We start from the raw sequence: 19074 nt of genomic DNA, 5'->3' as shown, positions 1-19074 counted from the left end.
GTGCTGCGGCGTGGTGGGTTATTTCTTCGCCGCGACCAGATGAAATTTGATGACGACTTCGTCGGCGACCACCGACGTGTCTTTCCATTCGCCGGTGCCGACGTCGAACTGCGTGCGCTTGATCGGCAGCGAGCCGTCGAAAGTTTGCGTGGCGCCCTGGCTCGCGATCACGACCGGCACGACGACCGTTTGCGATTTGCCTTTGATCGTCAGCTTGCCGGTCACCTTGTACTGGTTGCCGCCAGCCGGCGCGATCGAGCTCGACACGAAGGTCGCGCTCGGGAAGGCGCCGCTGTCGAACCATTCCTTGCCTTGCGCCTGCTTGTTGTAGTCGTCGGCGCCGAGGTCGTAGCTCGCGGTGTCGATCGACACGTTCGCGCTGCCCGCGGCAGGCTTCGCCGGATCGAAATTCAGTTGCGCGGAGAACTTTCTGAACTTGCCGTCGACGGGCACGTTCATCTGTTTGGTCGTGGCGATGACGCTGCTTTTCGCGAGGTCGACGTCGGCGTGCGCGAGGTTCGCGCCGAGCAGCGCAAGCACCGCCAAAGAAGCGAGCGTCGCGCGACGAGTGGAGAGATAAAAAGGTGTCTTCATGATGGTACGCATCCTATCCGAGCTTCGCGGCCTGATTGCACACCGCGAGGAATTTGATTGCCAACCAGTCGTAACCAATCGACAAGAGTGATGGCTTTCTTCAAGCAGTCGTATCGTTATGCGCGGGTCTTCAGAAACGGCACCATGCGCGCGAGCAATCCGTCGCGATCGACGAACTGATGCTTGAGCGCCGCAAGCACGTGCATGATCACGAGCGCGAGCAGCGCGTAATTGAGCAGCACGTGCAGCGTGCGCAGCGCGGCCTTCAGCGCCTGATCGGGACCGATGATCGTCGGCAGCGGCACGATGCCCAGATACACGACCTGAATGCCGGCCGCCGAGCTGTAGAAGTAGCCGGACAGCGGAATCGCGAGCATCAGCAGATACAGCAGGCCGTGCACCAGATGCGCGGCGGCCTTCTGCCACGCGGGCGTCGCGGCATCGAGCGCGGGCGCGCGATGCGTCGCGCGCCACAGCACCCGCAGCAGCGCCAGCGCGAACACGGTCACGCCAATCCATTTGTGCCACGAGAAGTACTTGAGCTTCGTCGGCGTGAAGCCGGGGATATCGGTCATGATCCAGCCGATGTAGAAGCCGCAGATCATCAGCGCGGCGACCAGCCAGTGCAGCGCGATCGCCGCGCCGTGGTAGCGCGTGGGAGCGCAAGCGTGTGTTTGCATCGTGTTCTATCCGTTGCTCGCGAGAAGCCGCGTGAGATTGCGGATAGTAGGGATGCCCATTCAAACTGAATAGGCGGGTGGGCGGGAACAGATCGTTGTCGCGGTGATGTTAATCGTGTCGAGAGGCATGCGCGCTGAAAGGTCCGCGCATGAAGGCACGCACACTGCTATGGAGCGCTCGCCGTGGTACCGCTGTGGTAATTTGTTGCCCCGAACAACAAGGTTGCGCGCTTTGCGCAGCCACCGACATAACCCAATATCCGGGCGTCAAGCCGTGAATTCCGTTTTTCTTTCCTGGAGTATTGCCGCGCTCGCCACCGCCGGCGTGATCACACGGCCGTTCAAATGGCCCGAAGCCGTGTGGGCCGTCGCCGGCGCGGTCCTGCTCGTCGCCCTCGGCCTGTTGCCCTTGCATCTCGCGGTCGAAGCGATCGGCAAGGGCACCGACGTCTATCTGTTCCTGTTCGGCATGATGCTGCTATCCGAAGTCGGCCGCCGCGAAGGGCTGTTCGACTGGGTCGCGGTGCTCGCTGTCAATCATGCGCGCAGTTCGCCGCGCAAGCTGTTCGTGCTCGTGTATCTGTTCGGCGTGGTGATCACCGCGTTTCTTTCCAACGACGCCACCGCCGTCGTGCTGACGCCCGCCGTGTTCGCGGCGGCGAAGAAAGCGAAGACACCGCCGCTGCCGCTGCTGTTCGTCTGCGCGTTCGTCGCCAATGCGGCAAGCTTCGTGCTGCCGATTTCGAATCCGGCCAACATCGTGCTGTACGGCAATCACACGCCGCCGCTGGGACCGTGGATGCTGCGCTTCACGCTGCCGTCGGTGCTGTCGATCGCCGCGACCTTCGTGATGCTGCGCTGGACGCAACGCGAGGCGCTCACTGGCGTCTGCGAGGCCAATCTCGACGCGGTCGAACTGTCGGCGAGCGGGCGCGTCGCGCTCGCGGGCATCGCGGTGACGGCCGGCGCGCTGCTGACGGTCTCCGCCTACGACATCCAGCTCGGCCTGCCGACCGCGATCCTCGGCACGCTGACCGCGCTCGTCGTGCTGATCAAGGAGCGCAGATCGCCGCTGCCGATGATGCGCGAAATTTCGTGGAACGTGTTGCCGCTCGTCGCCGGGCTGTTCGTGCTGGTCGAGATGCTCGATCACACCGGTGTGATCAACCTGTTCGCGGGTGCGTTGCGCCGCGCGACCGAACACAACGAAATGGAAGCGGCCGGGTGGGCCGGCGCGAGCGTCGCGTTCCTCAGCAATCTGATCAACAACCTGCCGGCCGGCTTGATCGCGAGTTCGACCGTGATGCAGGCGCATAGCCCCGAGCGCGTGATCGACGCGCTGTTGATCGGCGTCGACCTCGGGCCGAACCTGTCGATCACCGGCTCGCTCGCGACGATCCTGTGGCTCAACGCGATTCGCCGCGAAGGCGAAGACGTCAGCTTCATGAAGTTTCTGAAAGTCGGCGCGCTGGTGATGGTGCCCGCGCTCGCGCTGGCGCTTGGGGCGCGGATATTAACTGGCTGAACCGATGCCGGACCCGCCCGCCATCAGCGGGCTTGTGCAGGAACCGACGCGCGTCGCGCCGGCGAGCTCGTCCAGTCGCGCGCCGACCGAGCGCAGCCTTGCTTCGAGGTGGGCGACGCGCTGGCGTTGCGCGGGCACCATCGACGAACGGTTCAACGCATGCAGCCGACGATGCCAGTACGACAACGGAAAACGGTCGCGCCCAGAAAGTGCGTTGAAAACGACTTCGAGGTGGGCGATTTCCTTGTCGATATCTTGGTAGCTCATCACAAAGGTCCAGGAAAGAAGGTGGGAAGGGGCGCGCGAACCTGACAGGGATCGCAAGGTCCGTTCCATCCCGCCTATATGTAGTCAATATCAGCCGTGCCGGCGCAGAGCGCCACATCGGGCGCGCGCCTGGCGCGGTGCGCGATGGTAAGAAGCGCCAAACTCCATGCAAGCTTTACGCGGCGCTCCACCTTTCAACGGGACAACGGGAATTCACCAGGCGTGCCCGCGAGGCGCGTGTCCTATGCTGAGTCAACGGCGTGGGCCGGTCTCGGGGCGATCGCAACCGCCCGCGCGACGGCCCGGCGCGCGCTTTCAACGCGGCGCGATCACGAGCGGTTGCGCATAGCTGACCGTCGGCGCAGGCACCACCGCATAGTTGAGCGCGGGCGGCACGACCACGGCAGCGGCGGCCTTCGTGCTGGCCGGCTGCCAGGGCGGCGCCGCGACGATGGTCGCGGCCGCCACAGGCACGGCGACAGGCGGTGCCGATACGTACACGGGATTGACCGGCACCGGGTAGTAGACCGGCCGCGGCGGCGGCACGTAGACCACGGCGGCGGGCAGATACACGACGACTCGCGCGTAGGCAGCGGAAGAACAGGCGAGACCGATGGCGGTGAAAGTCGAGGCGCAGGCGAGACGGATAGTCATTTGGGACTCCTGATACGCGAATGCCGACGAACGGCAGACGAAACGATACGCAGCAGGTCCGCAAAACGAAACCGCGAACTCATTTCATTCGATGTCAAGCTGCAGCGGCACCCGGTGCCGTGACATGATTCGACATGATTCTCGAATTGCGATCGCGCGGCGTCTGACCAACAATTCGGCCTGTCATCGAAACGGCTCGCGGCACCCAGGCAGGCGACGGTCGATGTTCCAACCGAAGGAGTCAGTCATGAAGAAGTTGCTCGCCACCGTGCTGCTGTGCTGCGCGTCCACCGTCGCGTTCGCTCAGGCCGCCGCGCCGCAAGATATCGGCCAGCAGCGGATGGAGCGCATGGAGCAGCAGTTGCAAACGCGTTTTTCAAGCGCGAACACCACCCACGACGGCAAGCTGACGCGCGACCAGGCAGCGGCCGGCATGCCGCGGCTGGCGCGTCATTTCGACGAGATCGACACGCAGAAGGCCGGCTACATCACGCTCCCGCAGATCGAGGCATTCATGCAGGAACGCGGGGCCGCACACTGAGCGGCTCGGTTATCGAGGAGCTTTCGGATGGAACGCCCCGCCAGGATCATCGTGCTCGACGACGAAGCCGAGTTGCGCAACATGCTGCTGCGCTTTCTGCGCGGTCATGGCTTCGACGTGCGCGCGGCCGAGGACGGCAAGCGCCTGAATCGCTACCTGGAGCGCGAGCCGTTCGACCTGCTGATACTCGATCTGATGATCGGCGAAGAGGACGGCCTCGAGATCTGCGCGAAGCTGCGCGCTCAAGGGCAGACCTTGCCGATCCTGATGTTGACGGCGAAGGGCGATCCGCTCGATCGCGTGACCGGCCTCGAAACCGGCGCCGACGACTACCTCGCGAAACCGTTTCTGCCGCGCGAACTGGTGGCGCGAATCAATGCGTTGCTGCGCCGCCAGAAGATGGCCGCGGGCGACCTCACGCTGACGTCGCAGCGCGTGCGTTTCGGCGACTTCACGCTCGACATCGGCAAGCAGGAGCTGTCGCGCGCGGGCGAGCCGCTCGAGATTCATTCCGCGCAGATGCTGCTGCTGGTCGCGCTCGCGTCGTCGCCGAATCGTGCGGTGAGCCGCGACAACCTGCTCGCGCGTGCGCGAGGGCGCGACCATGACGCGCTCGATCGCAGCATCGACGTACAGGTGCTGCGGCTGAGGCAGATCGTCGAGGACGATCCGTCGAAGCCGCGTTTCATTCGCACCGTCTGGGGCGTCGGCTATATGCTCGTCGCCGATGTCGAATCATGATGCGCTCACTGTCGCGCGCACTGCTGCCGCGCACGCTGCTCGCGCGCAATATCGCGCTGTTGATCGCGCTCGTGATGCTGAGCCAGATCTGCTCGATCGTCGTGCTGCTGCATTACGTGCAGCGGCCACGCGTCGAACGCGCGGCGGCCGTGTTCGCGACCTATGTGACGACGCTCGACAACCTGCTCGCGGCCACTCCGCCCGCCTCGCGCGCGGCGCTGACCGCGCGTCTCGACGCGCGCGAGCAGTTGCCGCCCGAAGCGACCGACACACCGCCGCACGATCTGTTGCATGTGTACAGCACCTATCAGCGCGGCGTTTTCATCGACAGCCTGCAGAAGCATCTGCCCGCCGATATGCCCGTGCGGTGGCAGACCGAGGGCGCGCAGCGGCTGTGGATTCGCATGCATGCGCCGGCTGCCGGGTCCGACCACGCGGCCGGTTCGTTGGCCGGCGCGCCATACTGGATCGCGCTGCCGGTTCCCGAGGACGCGCAGGGCAGCGGCCTCGAAGCGGCGATCTTCCTGTCGTTGGGTCTCGGCGTGCTCGCCGCGCTCGCCGGCTACGCGATCCAGCTGCACCTGAACGAACCGTTGCACGAGCTCACGCAAGCGGCGCGGCGCGTCAGCGCCGGCGACCTGCCCGCGCCGCTGCCCACCGACGGCCCCGCCGAAATCGCCGCCGTGGGCAGCGCTTTCAATCAGATGACGCGCGCGTTACAGGACGCCGAAGCGACGCGCGCGTTGATGCTCGCGGGCATCTCGCACGACATCCGCACGCCGTTGACGAAGCTGCGCCTGTCGATGGCGATGGCGATGCCGCAGGGGGCCGACAGCAGTTTCGTCATCGCCGCCGAATCGTATCTGGATCAGATCGAGACGATTCTGCAGCAGTTCATGGATTACGCGGGCAGCGGCGAGCGCGAGGAAGCGCAGCCCGGCGATCTGAATGCGCTGATCGAACGGCTCGCGGGCGACTTCGCGGGGCTCGGGCACGAGTTCGACCTGTCGCTGGGCAGCTTGCCGGCCGTTCGATATCGGCCGATCAGCATGATGCGGCTGCTGATGAATCTGATGCAGAACGCGATCGTCTACGGCGGCAGCGGGCTTGCGGTGCGCACGTGGGCGACGCAGGACGCGGTCACGGTTGCGGTCGGCGATCGCGGTAAAGGTTTGACGGCGGAGGAGTTGGAGAAGCTGAAGGCGCCGTTCCAGCGCGGCCGCAATGCGCGTGCGCATAGCGGCGGCACGGGGCTGGGGCTGTCGATCGTCGATCGGATCGCGCGGCTGCACGGCGGCGGCCTGCAGTTTCATCCGCGCGACGGCGGCGGCCTTGAAGTGTGGGTCGTATTGCCGCCGGTCAAGGCGGCATGATGGGATGAGGCGGTGGCGTTCTTGCCGCTCACTCGCGATCGAGCCACGCGTCGAGCCCGACCCGAAACGCGACGCCCGCGATGACCGGCACGGTCAGCATCAGGATGATGCCGAAGTTCGGGATCTCGTCGCCGTACATGATCGGGTTGTACAGCACGACGCCCGACACGATCGTGAACATCACGACGCCAATGGCGACCATCAGGAGATTGCGCACGGACATGGACAGCGTCTTGCGCTGCCGCTTGTCCGTCGTGTCGTGAGCGCCGGGTGCTTCGTCGTGTTGGGCAGGCATGATGGTTCTCGTGGCAAAAAATGCGGCATCGGAAGCGGGTGCGGAGGGCACCGCGCCCGGCATCATACCCGCACCCGCGCGGCTGATGCAGATCGGGGCCGCGCCGTTGCGGTACTCATCCTTACCAACAATATATGCCATTCCAGGCCGCGATTTCAGGCGTCGGCAGTCGACCCCGCCGGAGGCGCCGAATCCGCGCGAGACGCCGATGCAAGCGCGCAACCGCTCAGGCCGAGCTCGTCGAGAATCGCGCTCATCAAGCCCGTGCGGCGCCATTGCAGCCACCTGATGTAGCACGTCTGCGACGGCGGAAACGTGCCGGGCAGCCGATGCCATTTCTCGTTGCGCGTGACGACCCACAGAATCGCGTCCAGGATCTCGCGCGGAGGACGCGCGGGCCGGCCCAGACGTTTCTTCGGGTCCTGCTTGAACAGATGACTGATGCGCGCCCAGGCGTCATCGGAAAGAGGAAGATCTAGCATGCCGCAAACACCTGACTGACCGGTTTATGTCGATCTTACGGTTTGGGCGGCTCCTTCTAATTCCGGATTTACACGGGGTTTGGTCCGCTGAACCGCGGATTGCTTCGCGGCCGATGATGCTAGCGTTGCTTTTCAAACCTTCATCAGCGACGCGCCGGGGATTACCGCGACCACGTTGAAGGAGCTGACGCTGCTCTCCCTCATAGCATCTAGGACGCCGCTTCGGTGTGGTCGAGCCATTGCGCGAACTCGTGTCGCAACTGCGCGATATCGAGCGGCTTGCCGAGTAGCCGTGCACCCGGAATCGCCGCCCCGATCTCCGCGCTGCGACCGTAGCCCGACACCAGCAGCACGCGTATCTCCGGCTGCACGCGCCGCACCGCGCGCGCGAGTTCGTGGCCGGACATGCCGGGCAGCGTGAGGTCGGTCAACAGTACGTCGTAGCGTTGCGTGTTCGCGAGCGGCAACGCTGCTTCCGCGCTCGCGACCGCGGTGCAAGCGAGGCCTAACGCGCCGAGCAGTTCGCCGAGCGCCTCGCGCGATTCGGTGTCGTCCTCGACGAACAGCACGCGCGCGGCTTCGTGGGCCGCACGCGGCTGGATCGGCTTGTGCGGCTTTTTCTTCGGCTCTTTGTTCGACGCTTTCCGCGGGCCCTTCGCAGTAGCGCACGTGTTGGCGCCTTCGTACGCGGCGGGCGGCACGCATGCGGCGATACGCGCTTCGCGCATCCCGGCCGCGTGGTCCACGCGCGCGGCGCCCGCGCGTAGAACGTTACGCACCAGACGGGCAAGATCGTCGCGCCGGTACGGCTTCGACAGCAGCGTGATACCGGCGTCGAGCTTGCCGTGGTGGACGATTTCGTCGCGCGTATAGCCCGACGTGAACAGCGTAGGCAGCGGTGGCGTGCGCGCGGCCGCGCGTTGCGCGAGCTCGACGCTCTTCAGCTTGCCGGGCATCACGACGTCGGTGAACAGCAGATCGATCGGCATGTCGCTGTCGATGAATTCGAGCGCCGCGTCGCCGTTCGACGCGGTCAGCACCTTGTAGCCGAGCTGCGCGAGCATTTCGACCGCGGTCAGCCGCACGTCGGCATCGTCCTCGACGACGAGTATCGTTTCGCCGCCGCCGACCGGTGCCGCGGTGCCATCGACGGTCTCCGGCGTCTCCGCCTCGCAGCAGCGCGGAAAGAACAGCGACACCGTGGTGCCGTGTCCCACTTCGCTTTCTATCGACACATGCCCGCCGCTTTGCCGCGCGAAGCCGAACACCATGGACAGGCCAAGGCCGGTGCCGTGGCCGTCGGGTTTGGTCGTGAAGAACGGCTCGAACACGCGTTGCAGCACTTCGGGCGGCATGCCCGAGCCGGTGTCGGCAACCGAGAACTCCACGTATTCGCCGGGCGACAACTCCGGCTTGCCGCGGCAGAACGCGGCGTCGAGCGTGCGGTTGGTCGCGCGCACGGTCAGCACGCCGTCGGCGCGCATCGCGTCGCGCGCATTGATCGCGAGATTGAGCAGCGCGTTTTCGAGCTGGTTGCGGTCGACCTGCACGTTCCACAGATCGTCGCAGAGCACCGTGTCGATCCGCACCGTTTCGCCGAGCGCGCGATGCAGCATCTCGCTCATGCCGGTCAGCAGGCGGCGCGGATTCAGCACGGTCGGCGACAGCGGCTGACGCCGCGCGAACGCGAGCAGATGTGCGGCGAGCTTCGCGCCGCGTTTGACGGCATCGGTCGCGGCGGATAGACGCCGCTGCGCGACCGGGTCGTCGTTGGCGTCGGCGGCGAGCATCTGCAGATTGCCGTTGATCACCTGCAGTACGTTGTTGAAGTCGTGCGCGACGCCGCCCGTCAGGCTGCCGATCGCTTCCATCTTCTGCGCCTGGCGCAGTTGTTCCTCGGCGAGCGTGCGCGCCGCGATCGAATCGGCGACGCGCTGCTCGAGCGTTTCGGTCAACTGAAGAAGCTGCTGTTCGGCGATCTTGCGATCGTGAATGTCGATCAGCACGCCCGGAAAGCGCGTCGGTTCGCCGTGTTCATCGAACTGGCAGCGGCCGTTCGCCTGTACCCACATATAGCCGCCGTCAGGCCGCCGGATTCGGTACTCGGCGCGAAACGGCTCGCCGCTGCGGATCGCTTCGGCGGTCAGGCGGTCGTTGTGCGCCTGGTCGTCGGGGTGGATCATCTGCGTCACGGCATCGCGCGCGACGCCCTTCGACGCTTTATCGCGCGCAAACAGGAAGGTCCGCGCGAAGCGTTCGTCGCCCGTGACCTCGCCGGTGCGCACATCGAGCACCCAGGTGCCGAGCACCGCGCCGGTATTCAGAGCGAGCTGCAGGCGTTCGTTGGTCTCGTGCAATTCGGTTTCGGCTTGCTGGCGCATCCGCTCGGTCAGCACGCGCCCGGTGGTCTCGACGACCATCGCGAGCACGCCGGCCGGCGCGCCGCTGTCGCCCGCGACCGGGCTGTAGTACAGATCCATCCACACGTCTTCCGGCTTGCCGTCGCGCAGCAGCATGAGCGCCTTGTCGCGATACGACAGCGTGCCGCCCGCGAGGCAGGTGACCATCACGTGATGGTTGAAATCGGCGACTTCGGGCCAGCCGTCTTCGACCGGACGGCCGAGCAGATACGGATGCCGCCCGCCCGCGAAGACCGCATAGGCGTCGTTGTAGATCATGTAGCCGGGCTCGCCCCACAACAGCACGAGCGGCATCGGCGAGGCGAGCATCATCTGGACCGTCGAGGTCAGACTGCGCTGCCAGTTTTCGATCGCGCCGAGGGTGGTGGCGCGCCAGTCGAATTCGCTGATGCGTCGCGCCATCTCGCCGCGCCAGCCAGCGCAGCCGCAGTCTTGTGCCGGAAAAGGCATGCAGCGCTCCACGTGAAATCACGTCGAAAATGATTGGCTCTTGACCGAAGCTTCGAGGGTTCGCGCGCGTTGCGCACCCTCGCGAACCCCAAATATTGTAGGGCACAACGCCTTATCGGTGATGCATCGCAGACGCTATTCGGGGTTTTGCCGGGTAAGCACCCGTGTCCGAAACCGTACCAATTTGGCACCTCGTTCGATGCGCGGGCGACATTTACCGCGAGGCGCGTTTGCTGCGCGGCGAAAGCGGAAGAAGCGCCCGCATTTCCGGCGTGGCTCGATACCTTCGCGTAGGGCGTGGTCGTGCCCGCTGTCAGGTGCGAATCGTGCTGTCGTCCCCGATTCCTGCGAGCTTCGAACTTCAATGGAACGCACCGTACGATGGCGAAGGAAAACATCACACGATATCCACTCCCCAAACCCGCCGTCGAGCTCGTGAGCAGCCACGAGGCCGGCTATCTCGAGCATGGCCGGCGCTATGCGATGGAGTGCGAACGAAAGTGAGGGCGGGGGCGACGAGGCTTGCGATTCATCGAATGCAAGCCGCGACCTCACCCAACGAGTGCGTCCGTCAGTTGGACAGCGACAGATACTGCGACGTCAACGGCACCGGCGGGAACGGCTGCAAGCCGGTCTGCTTGTTGAAGCTGTAGCGCACGTACACGGCCGCGAGCCACTCGCGATATTCATAGGCATTGCCGAGCGACGCGGTCGCCCCGACCGCGAGCTGCGGCGCGAGCTGATATTCACCGACGCCGCTGATCGAATACGACACGCCGGTCTTGCTCTGACCCGGGTAGACGGCGGTCAGACCGTTGCCGAGGGATTGCGCGGCGGCGGCCGCGTCGCCCTGCCGCGACGAGCCGTCGTTCAGCGGGAAATAGTTCGACGCATCCTCGCGATAATGCTGCACGCCGATCGACCCCTTCACGTCATATGTAAACAGGCCCGCGCGGCCCGACCATTCGACCGGCAGATTCAGGATCACGTACTGCTGCGGACTGAAGTAGCCGCCCTGGCCGTAAGTGAAGTACGACAGATTGCGGTTGTAGCCCATGATCGTCGTGTTCACGCCGACCGTCAGCGTCTGGTCGGCGTCTTTCAGCAGACGCGTGTAGACGCCGCCGCCGCCCTTGATCGCGTTGTTGCTCGGCACGTTGGTGCCCATGTAGTGCTGATACGACGCGTTCACGTACAGGCCGCTCGTGCCGTCGTCCCAGCTGAGGCTGGCAAGCGCGCCGTTCGACGTGACGCCGCCCCATTCGAGGCCGGCGGCCGCATCGCGCGCGCCCGCGTACGACAGCAGGCTGTCCGTCACCGCGCGCCGCGCGACCGCGATCGAGTACGAGACCTTGTCGGTGATGCCGCCGTTGTATTGCGCGCCACCGACGATGTTGGTCTCGCGCAAGCCGATTGGCGTCACGCCGATATCGCCGCTGATGCTGCGACTGTCATAGCCGACAGACAGGCCCACACCGCTCGCGGTCTGGCTGCCGTAGTTGTTGGTGCCGTTCTGCGCCGCCGATTTCGACGACGCGGTCGAAAGCCCCGCGCCGAAGCGCGCGAGCGTCGACGTGCTGTTCGACGCGGTGCCTGCGTCGAGCGTGACCGGGGTCGCGGTCACGACCACGTGACCGTTGCCCGCCTTGATACGCCCCTGAATCGGCGCCTCGATGTCGGTGAGCGACGACAGTCCGTCCTCGCCGACGCGATTGCGGAAGATCAGGCCGCCCGAGACGGTGCTCGACTGCTCGCGATTGACCTGCGCAAGCTCCTCGGCGACGCCGAGCGTCTGCGCGTTCGCGACGTTCGACTGCGGGTTGTTCTGCGCGTTGCTGCCGGGCGGGTAGTACGGCTGCGCGTAGCCGGGCGGCGGTTGCGGAATGTACGGCTGCTGCGCGTAGTAGCCCTGGTTCGGGTAAGGCTGCTGTTGATAGGGCTGTTGCGGCGGGTACGGCTGATACGGCTGCGCGTAGCCCTGCTGCTGCGGATACGGCGGCGGCGGCTGCGCGTAGACCGGCGCGGGTTGGCTCGTTTTCGCCGTGCTCTTCTTGGCGCTCTTCTGCGTGCTCGTGCGTGTCGATCCGTACGGCAGCGCCGTCGTCGACGCGGCGTTGGCCTGCGCTTGGCGCGCGGCCGGCGACATAGGCCACGGTGTGGCCGCATAGCCGTCCTGCGCGCCGTAGGGCTGCTGCCCGTACGCCGGTTGCCCGTATGCCGGTTGCTGCGGATACGCTTGCTGCTGCGGGTAAGGCTGTGGCTGCGGATACGCTTGCTGCTGCGCATAGGGCTGCTGCTGCGCATAGCCCGCGTCGTACTGCTGCCGCGGCATCGGCTGCCCGGGCGCCTGACCTTGCCCCGGATAAGGCTGCAACGGCGCGCCCGACTGGCTCGATCCGTTGGATTCCTGTCCGTAGCCACCGACCTCGGCGGCGGAGCGGGGCGCTCCGTACGGTGCGGCGACCGGCGCGGGCTGTGCGGCAGGCGCGTTATAAGGCGTCGCGGCGGGCGCCGTATAGGGCGCGACATACGGCGCGACATACGGCGCGGGCTGAAGGGGCGGCGGATAGTTCGGCACGGTCTGCGTCGGCGAGGAAGGCTGCGTATTCAGGAACGGAAGCGTGGGACGCGCGGCATTGTCGGCGTCGCCCGAAGGGACGATCGCCGTCTTGCCTTCGAATGGATTGGTGCCCGGCAGCGGCGTCGCGCCGATCTGGCCCATCGCCGCTTCCCAGCCGCGCGGCACGTTGGTGCCTGCGTTGCGGGGCGCGTTCGCCGCCAGCGGCGTATTGGCCGCGACCAGCGAGCGTTGCAGATAGGTCGATGCGAGCGACAGCTTGCCCTGGGCGCGATACATGCGCCCCACGGTCGCGAGCACGCCCGGGTCGTTGGGCGCGAGGGCGAGCGCCTGGTTCGCGAGGGTTTCGGCGTAGCTGAACTGCTTCGCGCCGGCCGCAGCCGAGATCGCCGCCTGCAGCAGATTCAGATCGTCGGGGCGGCGCTGCAGCGCGACACGGAAGCTCGTGAGCGCGTTGCGGTCGTCCCCCGCGCTCGCATACATGCGGCCGAGCGCGGCCTGCAGGTCGGGGTTGTCGGGCATCGCGGCGAGCCACGGCGCGATCACCTCGTAGGCGCTCGCGAGATCGCCGCGCAGGCGTACCGCGTCGGCTTGTCGGATGACGATGCCGAGATTCAGGTTGTTGAAGTCAGTGCGCTGCTGCGGCGTCAGTTGCATGCCTTGCAACTGGCGCATCACGGCGCCGAGCTCGGCCTGCTGGTTGGCCGCGGACAGAATGCTCGCGTATTGCAGCAGCAGATCGGTGTTGCCGGGCGCCGCGCTCATCGCGCCGCGCACGAGTGCGAGCGCGCGGGTCGGGTCGCCGGCCTGCTGGTACGCGCCGGCGATCACGCCGATCAGCTCGGGGTTGTTGCCGGCCACCGGCTCGGCGGCGCGCAAGGTCGCGATGGCCTGCTGCGTCTGGCCGTTGTTCGCCATGCGCGTCGCGAGGTCGGCCTGCCGATGCACCCACAGCCGATGCTGCAACGTCGTCATCGCATCGGTGCGCTGTGCGGGCGCAATACGGTCGAGCTGCGCGAGACCGGTCGACCAGTCCTGCGTTTCCGCCGACAGCAGCGCGCTCGCGTACAGCGCATCGGTCATGTCCGGATGCGTGGCGAGCAGACCGTCCATCATGCTGCGCGCATTCGCGACCGCGCCCTGGCGCACGTAGATGCGTGCGAGGTCGAGCCGCAGCCACGGATCGTCGGGCTTGTTCAGCAGCGCGTCTTCGAACAGGCTGCGCGCGCTGCCGAGATCGCCGCGCGCTTCGGCCGCGCGCGCCTGCGCTGCCTGCGCGTCGCCGCGCAAACGGTCGATGCCGCCGACCTTCGCCTGTTGCTGCGCGTTCAGCTGATTGGCGAACTGCAGCGCCTCGTCGGCACGGCCCTGCGCGGCGAGCGCACCGACGAGGCCACGAATCGCGTCCGGGTTGTCGGCCTGGCGGCGCAGTGCCATCCGGTATGCCTGCTCGGCGCCGGCCGGGTCGCCGGTCGTGAGCAGCATTTCACCGAGCTGCACCTGGGCAGTCACGTCGGACGGATTCAGCGCGATCGCGCGCTCGAACAATGCCTTCGCCTTCGCGAACTCGCCATTGCTGCGCGCGCCGATCGCTTCGCTCGTGTAGGTCCAGTAGGTCGCGCTGTCGAGCGCGGTTTTCCAGCGCGCCGGATTCGGTCCGCGCGATGCACGCTCGAGGTAGTTGCGCGCCTCGGCGAAACGCTCCTGCTTCAGCGCGGCGATGCCCATGCCGCCGAGCGCGTCGGTATCGTTAGGACTGTTCGCGAGTACCGACGAGAACCTGGCGCGCGCGCTCACGATGTCGTCGCGGTCGAGCGCGGCGAAGCCGTCGGCGATCACGCGGCCGCGCGCGTCGGCGGCGGCGTTTTCCTGCGCGCGGGCGCGCGCCGCGCTGTCCTGCTGCACCATCGATTCGAAGCGCGCCTTCACGGCGGCATCTTCACCAGCGGTCTGGAAGTACGACTCGTACAGCGCGGCGTCCGAGGGCCGCGCGTCGAGCCACAGCAGCGCCTGGCGCCAGCTCTTTTTCGCCGCCGCGCCGACCGAGGTGTCGCCGGCGAGCTTTTGCAGCCGCGCGATACCGTCGCGCCGCGTGACGTCGCGATAGGTCAGATGCTGCGCGTACGCGAGTGCGAAACGCGGGTCGTTGGGGTTGTCGTGGGCGAGCTGTTCGAGGCCGCGGCGTGCTTCGTCCCAGCCCTGCGGCGTCGCCGACAGCGCCTGGTAATACTCGAGCTGCAACTGGGGCGTTGCGGGCTTGCCGGCCAGCGCGCGCTGATACTCCTGCGCCGCGCTCGCGCTCTGACCGGCTTGCGCGAGCCGGCGCGCCTCGCTGATGGTCTGGTCGCGCGGGCTCGTTTCGCCAAGGCGGCGGCCGAGTTCATCGAGATTCGGATAGTTCGGCGCGGCCGCCTTCAGCCGCGCGAGGTACTGCTGCGCGCCGGCGCCGTCCTTGCGGTCGGCCAGCACCATGCCCATGCCGAACAGGGCGTCGGGCTGCTTCGGATCGATGCTGAGCACCTTCTGCCAGGCCTGCTCGGCGAGGTCGCCGCGCTGATGCGACTGCCAGTACTTGCCCTGATCGATCAGCACGGTCAGCGGATCCTTGCTCGCCTGCGCGAGCGCATCGGGCGCGACCGCGGCCGCGCACAAGAGCGCGCCGACGGACAGCGCGATATGCAGCGACCCGGCGAGGGCGTTCAATCGCATGCGGTCCTCCAGGCGGGCACGAGACCGCCGGCTTCATCGAAGCGATAGCGGCCATCGATGAACCCCGTGCCGAACAGACCCAACACACGATCGTAGTACACCGGTTCACGGCCCGGAACGTTCGCGCCGAGCGCGGCGAGCCGCGTGCGCGCGAGGCCGAGTCCGTGCTCGTCGCCCAGTGTCTTGAAGTATGGCGCGAGCGCGCCCCAATAGCTGAGCGGGCCTTCGCCGCTCGCCGCGCCGGTGGTCGACGACACCTTCTCCGGCGGGAAGCCGTTCTGCGCGACCTTCGCGCGCATGCCGCCGAGCGCGCCGAGCCACGGCTTCGCGAGCGGATCGGCGGGCGAAGCGAGGCCGGCCCACAGATAGACGCGGATCGCATCGTAGCTGCCGACGTCGCCGTTCTTCGGATCGACGACGAACCGACCGTTCTGCCACGCCGCCCAGTCAGGCGCGAAGCCTTGCGGCGACACGGTTTTGACGAACTGATAAGCGTTGTCGGCGAGCGTGGCCCACGGGCCGTCCGGCACCTCGTGCGCGAGCGCGCGCAACACCGGCAGCGGCAGATAGCTCGGATTCAGACGCGTGACGTTGCCGTTCCTGAAGCCCTGCGCCCCCGGCAGCAGCATCGGCCCGAGGCCAGATAGATTCGCGACTTCGTCGTGCGCGATGCGCTCGGCGAGTGACTGGCCCAGTTGCGTGTAGGCGGGGTTGTGCCACAGGCGGCCGGCCTGCAGCAGATCGTAGGCGATCCAGAGGTCGGAATCCGACGCCGAATTCGGATCGAGCACGCCGTACGAGCCGTCCGGCTTCTTGCCCCATTGCCATGCGGGCAGCCGCAGGTTCTGGGCGTCGAACTGGTTGCCCGCGAGATTCGCGCGGGTCCAGCCGAGCAGCTTGTCGAAGGTCGCGCGGTCGTTGGCGACCAGCGCGAAAAAGAGCGCGTAGGACTGGCCTTCCGAGGTGGTCTGCTGGGCCGGCGTCGAGTAATCGATCACGCGGCCGTCGGCCTGGACGAAGCGTTGCACGAAGCTTTGCCAGGCGCCCCAGTCGCCGCATGCAGCGCCGTTCTGCGCGGCCTGAGCGGCGCCGCTCAAACCCGCCAGACTGGCCGACGCCGTCATGCCGATACCGAGCGCGAGCGTAAAAGAGGTTCTTCTGCTGATCCGAAACCGCATTCGAGTCATATCCGTTCCATCAGTCCTTCAGTCGACGCGCGGCGATCGCGCGAAGCGTCCGGTAGCACAAGGCCGCGATGATCAGCGCGGCGAGCACGCCGCCGAGCAACAGCAGCAGCGGATGCGACGACAGTGCCCAGCGCAGATACTCCTGCGGCGACAGACTGCCCACGTAGTACGCGGTGCCGTTCGACGTGATGGTGACGGCGCGGCCATGGATCACGGCCATCGCGCCTTGAATCTTCGGCAGCACGTCGGCGTCGAGCAGCGCGGCGGACAGATCGGCATCCGACGGGCCGGCCGCGCTGATCAGCGCAACCGCGCTGCGGCCTCGCTGCAGCGGCGACTCGAAGCCGGTTAGCAGCGCCGCGCCGTTCGAGCTGACCATCGTCAGATCGGCACGCGCGGGCGTGCGCTCGACGCCGTGCTCGCCGTGCCACCAGTCCCGCAGCTTGAACACCAGGTCGGTGAGCTGGAACGTGTGCGCCGCGCCGTCGCTGGAGAACGGCATCGACTTCGACCAGCGCTGCAACAGCGGCTGCTTGCCAGGCGCGCCGAACACCAGCAGGTCCTTGTCGGCGAGGCGCTCGACGTCGGCCGCATGGGTGACGGTCACGCCGGAGACCGGATAGCCGGTCGATTCGCCCATCCGGCCCATCGTCAGCAGATACAGGCTGTAGTCGCTCGCGTCCGGGTCGTCCGGCAGCACGACGGCGGTCTCGGAGAGGTCCGCCATCCGCGTGAACGGAAAGCCGCTGTTGGCGAACGCGGCCAGATCGGGCAGCGCCATGTAGTGCGGGAACGACGACAGGTCGATCGTCGAGTTCGGATCGATCGCGCCGACCACGTTCTGCAGCAGGCGGCCCGCGCATTCGCCGGTGTTCGGGATGTCGTAGTAGAAGTGCAGCCGCAGCTGTATGCGCGGCGTCATCAGCAGCGGCGGGATGCGGATGTTGCGGCGCGCATCGGCGGTGCCGTCGGGCATGATGAGGTTGAAGTAGCGGCTCAGGTCGAACACCGACGCAGGGCGCGCCGGAATCGGCAGCGCCTGCACGAAGCCGTTGTTCACGCTGATGTTCAGCGACGAGCGGTCGCGCGCCGGCCGCACCGTGTAGCGGTAGCGCAGATCGATCGGCACGCCGCGCGTGTGCCACATGAACAGATCGGGCGGCACCCGCATGTTGATGCGCACCGCGTCGGCGTCGTAGCCGAACACGGTCAGGTCTTTCGGATCGGCGAGCTCGCCGAAGCGCACCGCGCGGTCGGTCGGCAGCCAGTTCGGCGCGTCGTACGGCACGCGCGGCGTAATTTCGTGCAGCGACGTGATCGTGGCGCTCGCGCCGGACAGCGCGCTATGGCCGATCCCGAGCGACTTCGCGGCGGTCTTCAGCTCGGCCTCGTTGCGGCCGAGCACGAGCAGCAGCTTGCCGCGCGCGTTCGCGTTGCGCTCGACCACCGCGATGGTCGGCCCGGTGATCTCGGGAATCGTCACGCCGGCCGGATGCTGGTCGCTGGTCGCGAACACGACCGCGTTGCCCGACAGCGGCGCGTTGTCGAGCTGGGTGGGAAACACCGCGCCGCGGTAGCCGGCGAGCGAGCCGAACCACGACGCGACGATGCCGGCGGCTTCGAGCGTGCCGTTGCCCGGCTTCTGCGCGAGCACGAACGGCAGCTCGAGGCGGCGCACGTCGCGGCGGTCGAAAAACGGCTGCGGCAGCGCGGCCAGCTCCGCTTTCGTCGCGAGCGACGAGTAGGTCAGGTCGAGCGAGCTCGCGTTGCTGATCGTCGCCCACAGCGACGAGTTGGCGGGGTCTTCGCAGGCCGTCGTGTAGTGGCCGATCAGCTGCAGGTTCAGGCGGTTGAAGTCGGTGATGAAGCGCGGATCGATCGTGATCTCGCGCGCGACCAGCATGCCGGCCTGCTCGTGCGGCAGCGGCAGCGTCGCCGCGACTTCGCCGTTGACCAGCACCTTCAGCTGCGACAGGTTCGCCAACAGCGCGGGCGAATAACTGTAGATGAGATGCAGCGTCGCGCCGGTCACGACCTCGTCGCCGCGCACCGAGAACGCGATGCCGTTCTGTCCGTCGACGCCGCGCAATTGCAACGGGTCGAGCGCGCCGAAGTCGGCGAACGTCAGCGTCTGGCGGCGGCCTCCGGGCACCAGCGTGCCGGGCTCGGCGGTGGTCGGCGTGCGCGCGCCGAGCGCCTTCACCGACGCCGCCGCGAGCGCGGGCGTCGGCGTGGCGAGCTGGCCCTGGGCGATCGCGTTCGGATCGAACGGCACCGCCGCGCTCGGCGCGGGCACGTTGCCGACACCGGTCGCGACTTGCGGGGTTTGCGGCGCGCCGGCGGGTGCCGCCGCGTCCGACGCCGGTTTGGCGGCGGCGGCGGCAGGGCTGGCCGCTTCAGCGAGCGGCACGAACGACGCCAGCGCGGTCTGCAGCGCGAGCCAGCAGGCGACGCCGCGCATGATTCGCCGCGAGTGTCGCAAGCCGTGACAAGCAAACAGGCGCGATTGGGGTCCAATGCTGTTGCGCCCGTGTGCCGGGCGTTCGATATTGTCCGTGGCCATCCGGTAGCCCATAGA

At 67.0% G+C, this 19074-nt stretch carries 14 protein-coding genes; 4 read left to right on the top strand and 10 right to left on the bottom strand.

Annotated elements, in window-relative coordinates; translation table 11 throughout:
* Positions 1-18: 18 nt before the first annotated feature.
* Both HWY30_RS21510 and HWY30_RS21505 read right to left on the bottom strand, forming a co-directional pair.
* On the bottom strand, positions 19-594 hold the full coding sequence (locus HWY30_RS21510) for a YceI family protein (protein WP_090810112.1): 576 nt from the start codon (positions 592-594) through the stop codon (positions 19-21).
* A gap of 116 nt (positions 595-710) precedes the next feature.
* Entirely contained in the window at positions 711-1274 is a 564-nt protein-coding gene (locus HWY30_RS21505) for a cytochrome b (protein WP_090806379.1), read from the bottom strand.
* A gap of 274 nt (positions 1275-1548) precedes the next feature.
* On the opposite strand from HWY30_RS21505, the gene HWY30_RS21500 reads away from it, so the two are divergent.
* On the top strand, positions 1549-2799 hold the full coding sequence (locus HWY30_RS21500; protein WP_090806377.1) for an arsenic transporter: 1251 nt from the start codon (positions 1549-1551) through the stop codon (positions 2797-2799).
* Here HWY30_RS21500 and HWY30_RS21495 read toward each other — a convergent pair.
* On the bottom strand, positions 2788-3066 hold the full coding sequence (locus tag HWY30_RS21495; RefSeq protein ID WP_090806375.1) for a hypothetical protein: 279 nt from the start codon (positions 3064-3066) through the stop codon (positions 2788-2790). The two genes, HWY30_RS21500 and HWY30_RS21495, sit on opposite strands and share 12 nt — an antisense overlap.
* Positions 3067-3381: 315 nt before the next feature.
* Positions 3382-3720 carry a hypothetical protein gene (locus tag HWY30_RS21490; RefSeq protein WP_090806373.1) on the bottom strand — a complete coding sequence of 113 codons (339 nt, stop codon included), beginning with the start codon at positions 3718-3720 and terminating at the stop codon, positions 3382-3384.
* Between the two features lie 247 nt (positions 3721-3967).
* Between HWY30_RS21490 and HWY30_RS21485 the strand changes: the two genes are divergently transcribed.
* The 3 genes from HWY30_RS21485 to HWY30_RS21475 are packed head-to-tail and all read left to right on the top strand — an operon-like array spanning position 3968 to position 6375.
* Positions 3968-4261 carry an EF-hand domain-containing protein gene (locus HWY30_RS21485; RefSeq protein WP_090810110.1) on the top strand — a complete coding sequence of 98 codons (294 nt, stop codon included), beginning with the start codon at positions 3968-3970 and terminating at the stop codon, positions 4259-4261.
* A 27-nt stretch (positions 4262-4288) separates the two neighbouring features.
* On the top strand, positions 4289-5002 hold the full coding sequence (locus HWY30_RS21480) for a response regulator (protein WP_090806371.1): 714 nt from the start codon (positions 4289-4291) through the stop codon (positions 5000-5002).
* Positions 4999-6375, top strand: a complete 1377-nt coding sequence (locus HWY30_RS21475; protein ID WP_090806369.1) for an ATP-binding protein — start codon at positions 4999-5001, stop codon at positions 6373-6375. The genes HWY30_RS21480 and HWY30_RS21475 overlap by 4 nt, the downstream gene beginning before the upstream one ends.
* A 28-nt stretch (positions 6376-6403) precedes the next feature.
* Here HWY30_RS21475 and HWY30_RS21470 read toward each other — a convergent pair whose 3' ends face one another.
* From HWY30_RS21470 to bcsB, 6 genes are all read right to left on the bottom strand, one after another.
* A complete protein-coding gene (locus HWY30_RS21470) occupies positions 6404-6670 on the bottom strand; it encodes a hypothetical protein (protein ID WP_090810108.1) in 267 nt (88 codons plus the stop codon).
* Between the two features lie 155 nt (positions 6671-6825).
* Positions 6826-7152: a transposase gene (locus HWY30_RS21465; protein ID WP_090806367.1), complete on the bottom strand. Its 327-nt coding sequence runs from the start codon at positions 7150-7152 to the stop codon at positions 6826-6828.
* Positions 7153-7361: 209 nt separating this feature from the next.
* Positions 7362-10022 carry a hybrid sensor histidine kinase/response regulator gene (locus tag HWY30_RS21460; protein ID WP_090806365.1) on the bottom strand — a complete coding sequence of 887 codons (2661 nt, stop codon included), beginning with the start codon at positions 10020-10022 and terminating at the stop codon, positions 7362-7364.
* A 571-nt stretch (positions 10023-10593) separates the two neighbouring features.
* Positions 10594-15309, bottom strand: a complete 4716-nt coding sequence (locus tag HWY30_RS21455; RefSeq protein WP_090806363.1) for a cellulose synthase subunit BcsC-related outer membrane protein — start codon at positions 15307-15309, stop codon at positions 10594-10596.
* Positions 15300-16487, bottom strand: a complete 1188-nt coding sequence (gene bcsZ, locus HWY30_RS21450) for a cellulose synthase complex periplasmic endoglucanase BcsZ (RefSeq protein ID WP_090806361.1) — start codon at positions 16485-16487, stop codon at positions 15300-15302. The genes HWY30_RS21455 and bcsZ overlap by 10 nt, the downstream gene beginning before the upstream one ends.
* Before the next feature lie 19 nt (positions 16488-16506).
* Positions 16507-19071 (bottom strand): cellulose biosynthesis cyclic di-GMP-binding regulatory protein BcsB, encoded by a 2565-nt coding sequence (bcsB, locus tag HWY30_RS21445; protein WP_090806359.1) that lies wholly within the window; start codon positions 19069-19071, stop codon positions 16507-16509.
* Positions 19072-19074: the final 3 nt, after the last annotated feature.

It is taken from the genome of Paraburkholderia tuberum STM678, assembly GCF_902833905.1.
GTDB classification, from domain to species: Bacteria; Pseudomonadota; Gammaproteobacteria; order Burkholderiales; family Burkholderiaceae; genus Paraburkholderia; species Paraburkholderia tuberum.
The sequence above is the reverse complement of the archived record's forward strand: the minus strand, read 5'-3'. Positions and strand labels throughout refer to the sequence as shown.

Excerpts from the sequence above, each read along its gene's own strand:
- HWY30_RS21505 (WP_090806379.1), bottom strand. The coding sequence starts at position 1,274 with ATGCAAACACACGCTTGCGCTCCCACGCGCTACCACGGCGCGGCGATC.
- HWY30_RS21495 (WP_090806375.1), bottom strand. The coding sequence starts at position 3,066 with ATGAGCTACCAAGATATCGACAAGGAAATCGCCCACCTCGAAGTCGTT.
- HWY30_RS21480 (WP_090806371.1), top strand. The coding sequence starts at position 4,289 with ATGGAACGCCCCGCCAGGATCATCGTGCTCGACGACGAAGCCGAGTTG.
- HWY30_RS21510 (WP_090810112.1), bottom strand. The coding sequence starts at position 594 with ATGAAGACACCTTTTTATCTCTCCACTCGTCGCGCGACGCTCGCTTCT.
- HWY30_RS21465 (WP_090806367.1), bottom strand. The coding sequence starts at position 7,152 with ATGCTAGATCTTCCTCTTTCCGATGACGCCTGGGCGCGCATCAGTCAT.
- HWY30_RS21460 (WP_090806365.1), bottom strand. The coding sequence starts at position 10,022 with ATGCCTTTTCCGGCACAAGACTGCGGCTGCGCTGGCTGGCGCGGCGAG.
- HWY30_RS21455 (WP_090806363.1), bottom strand. The coding sequence starts at position 15,309 with ATGCGATTGAACGCCCTCGCCGGGTCGCTGCATATCGCGCTGTCCGTC.
- HWY30_RS21485 (WP_090810110.1), top strand. The coding sequence starts at position 3,968 with ATGAAGAAGTTGCTCGCCACCGTGCTGCTGTGCTGCGCGTCCACCGTC.
- HWY30_RS21475 (WP_090806369.1), top strand. The coding sequence starts at position 4,999 with ATGATGCGCTCACTGTCGCGCGCACTGCTGCCGCGCACGCTGCTCGCG.
- bcsZ (WP_090806361.1), bottom strand. The coding sequence starts at position 16,487 with ATGCGGTTTCGGATCAGCAGAAGAACCTCTTTTACGCTCGCGCTCGGT.
- bcsB (WP_090806359.1), bottom strand. The coding sequence starts at position 19,071 with ATGGGCTACCGGATGGCCACGGACAATATCGAACGCCCGGCACACGGG.
- HWY30_RS21470 (WP_090810108.1), bottom strand. The coding sequence starts at position 6,670 with ATGCCTGCCCAACACGACGAAGCACCCGGCGCTCACGACACGACGGAC.
- HWY30_RS21490 (WP_090806373.1), bottom strand. The coding sequence starts at position 3,720 with ATGACTATCCGTCTCGCCTGCGCCTCGACTTTCACCGCCATCGGTCTC.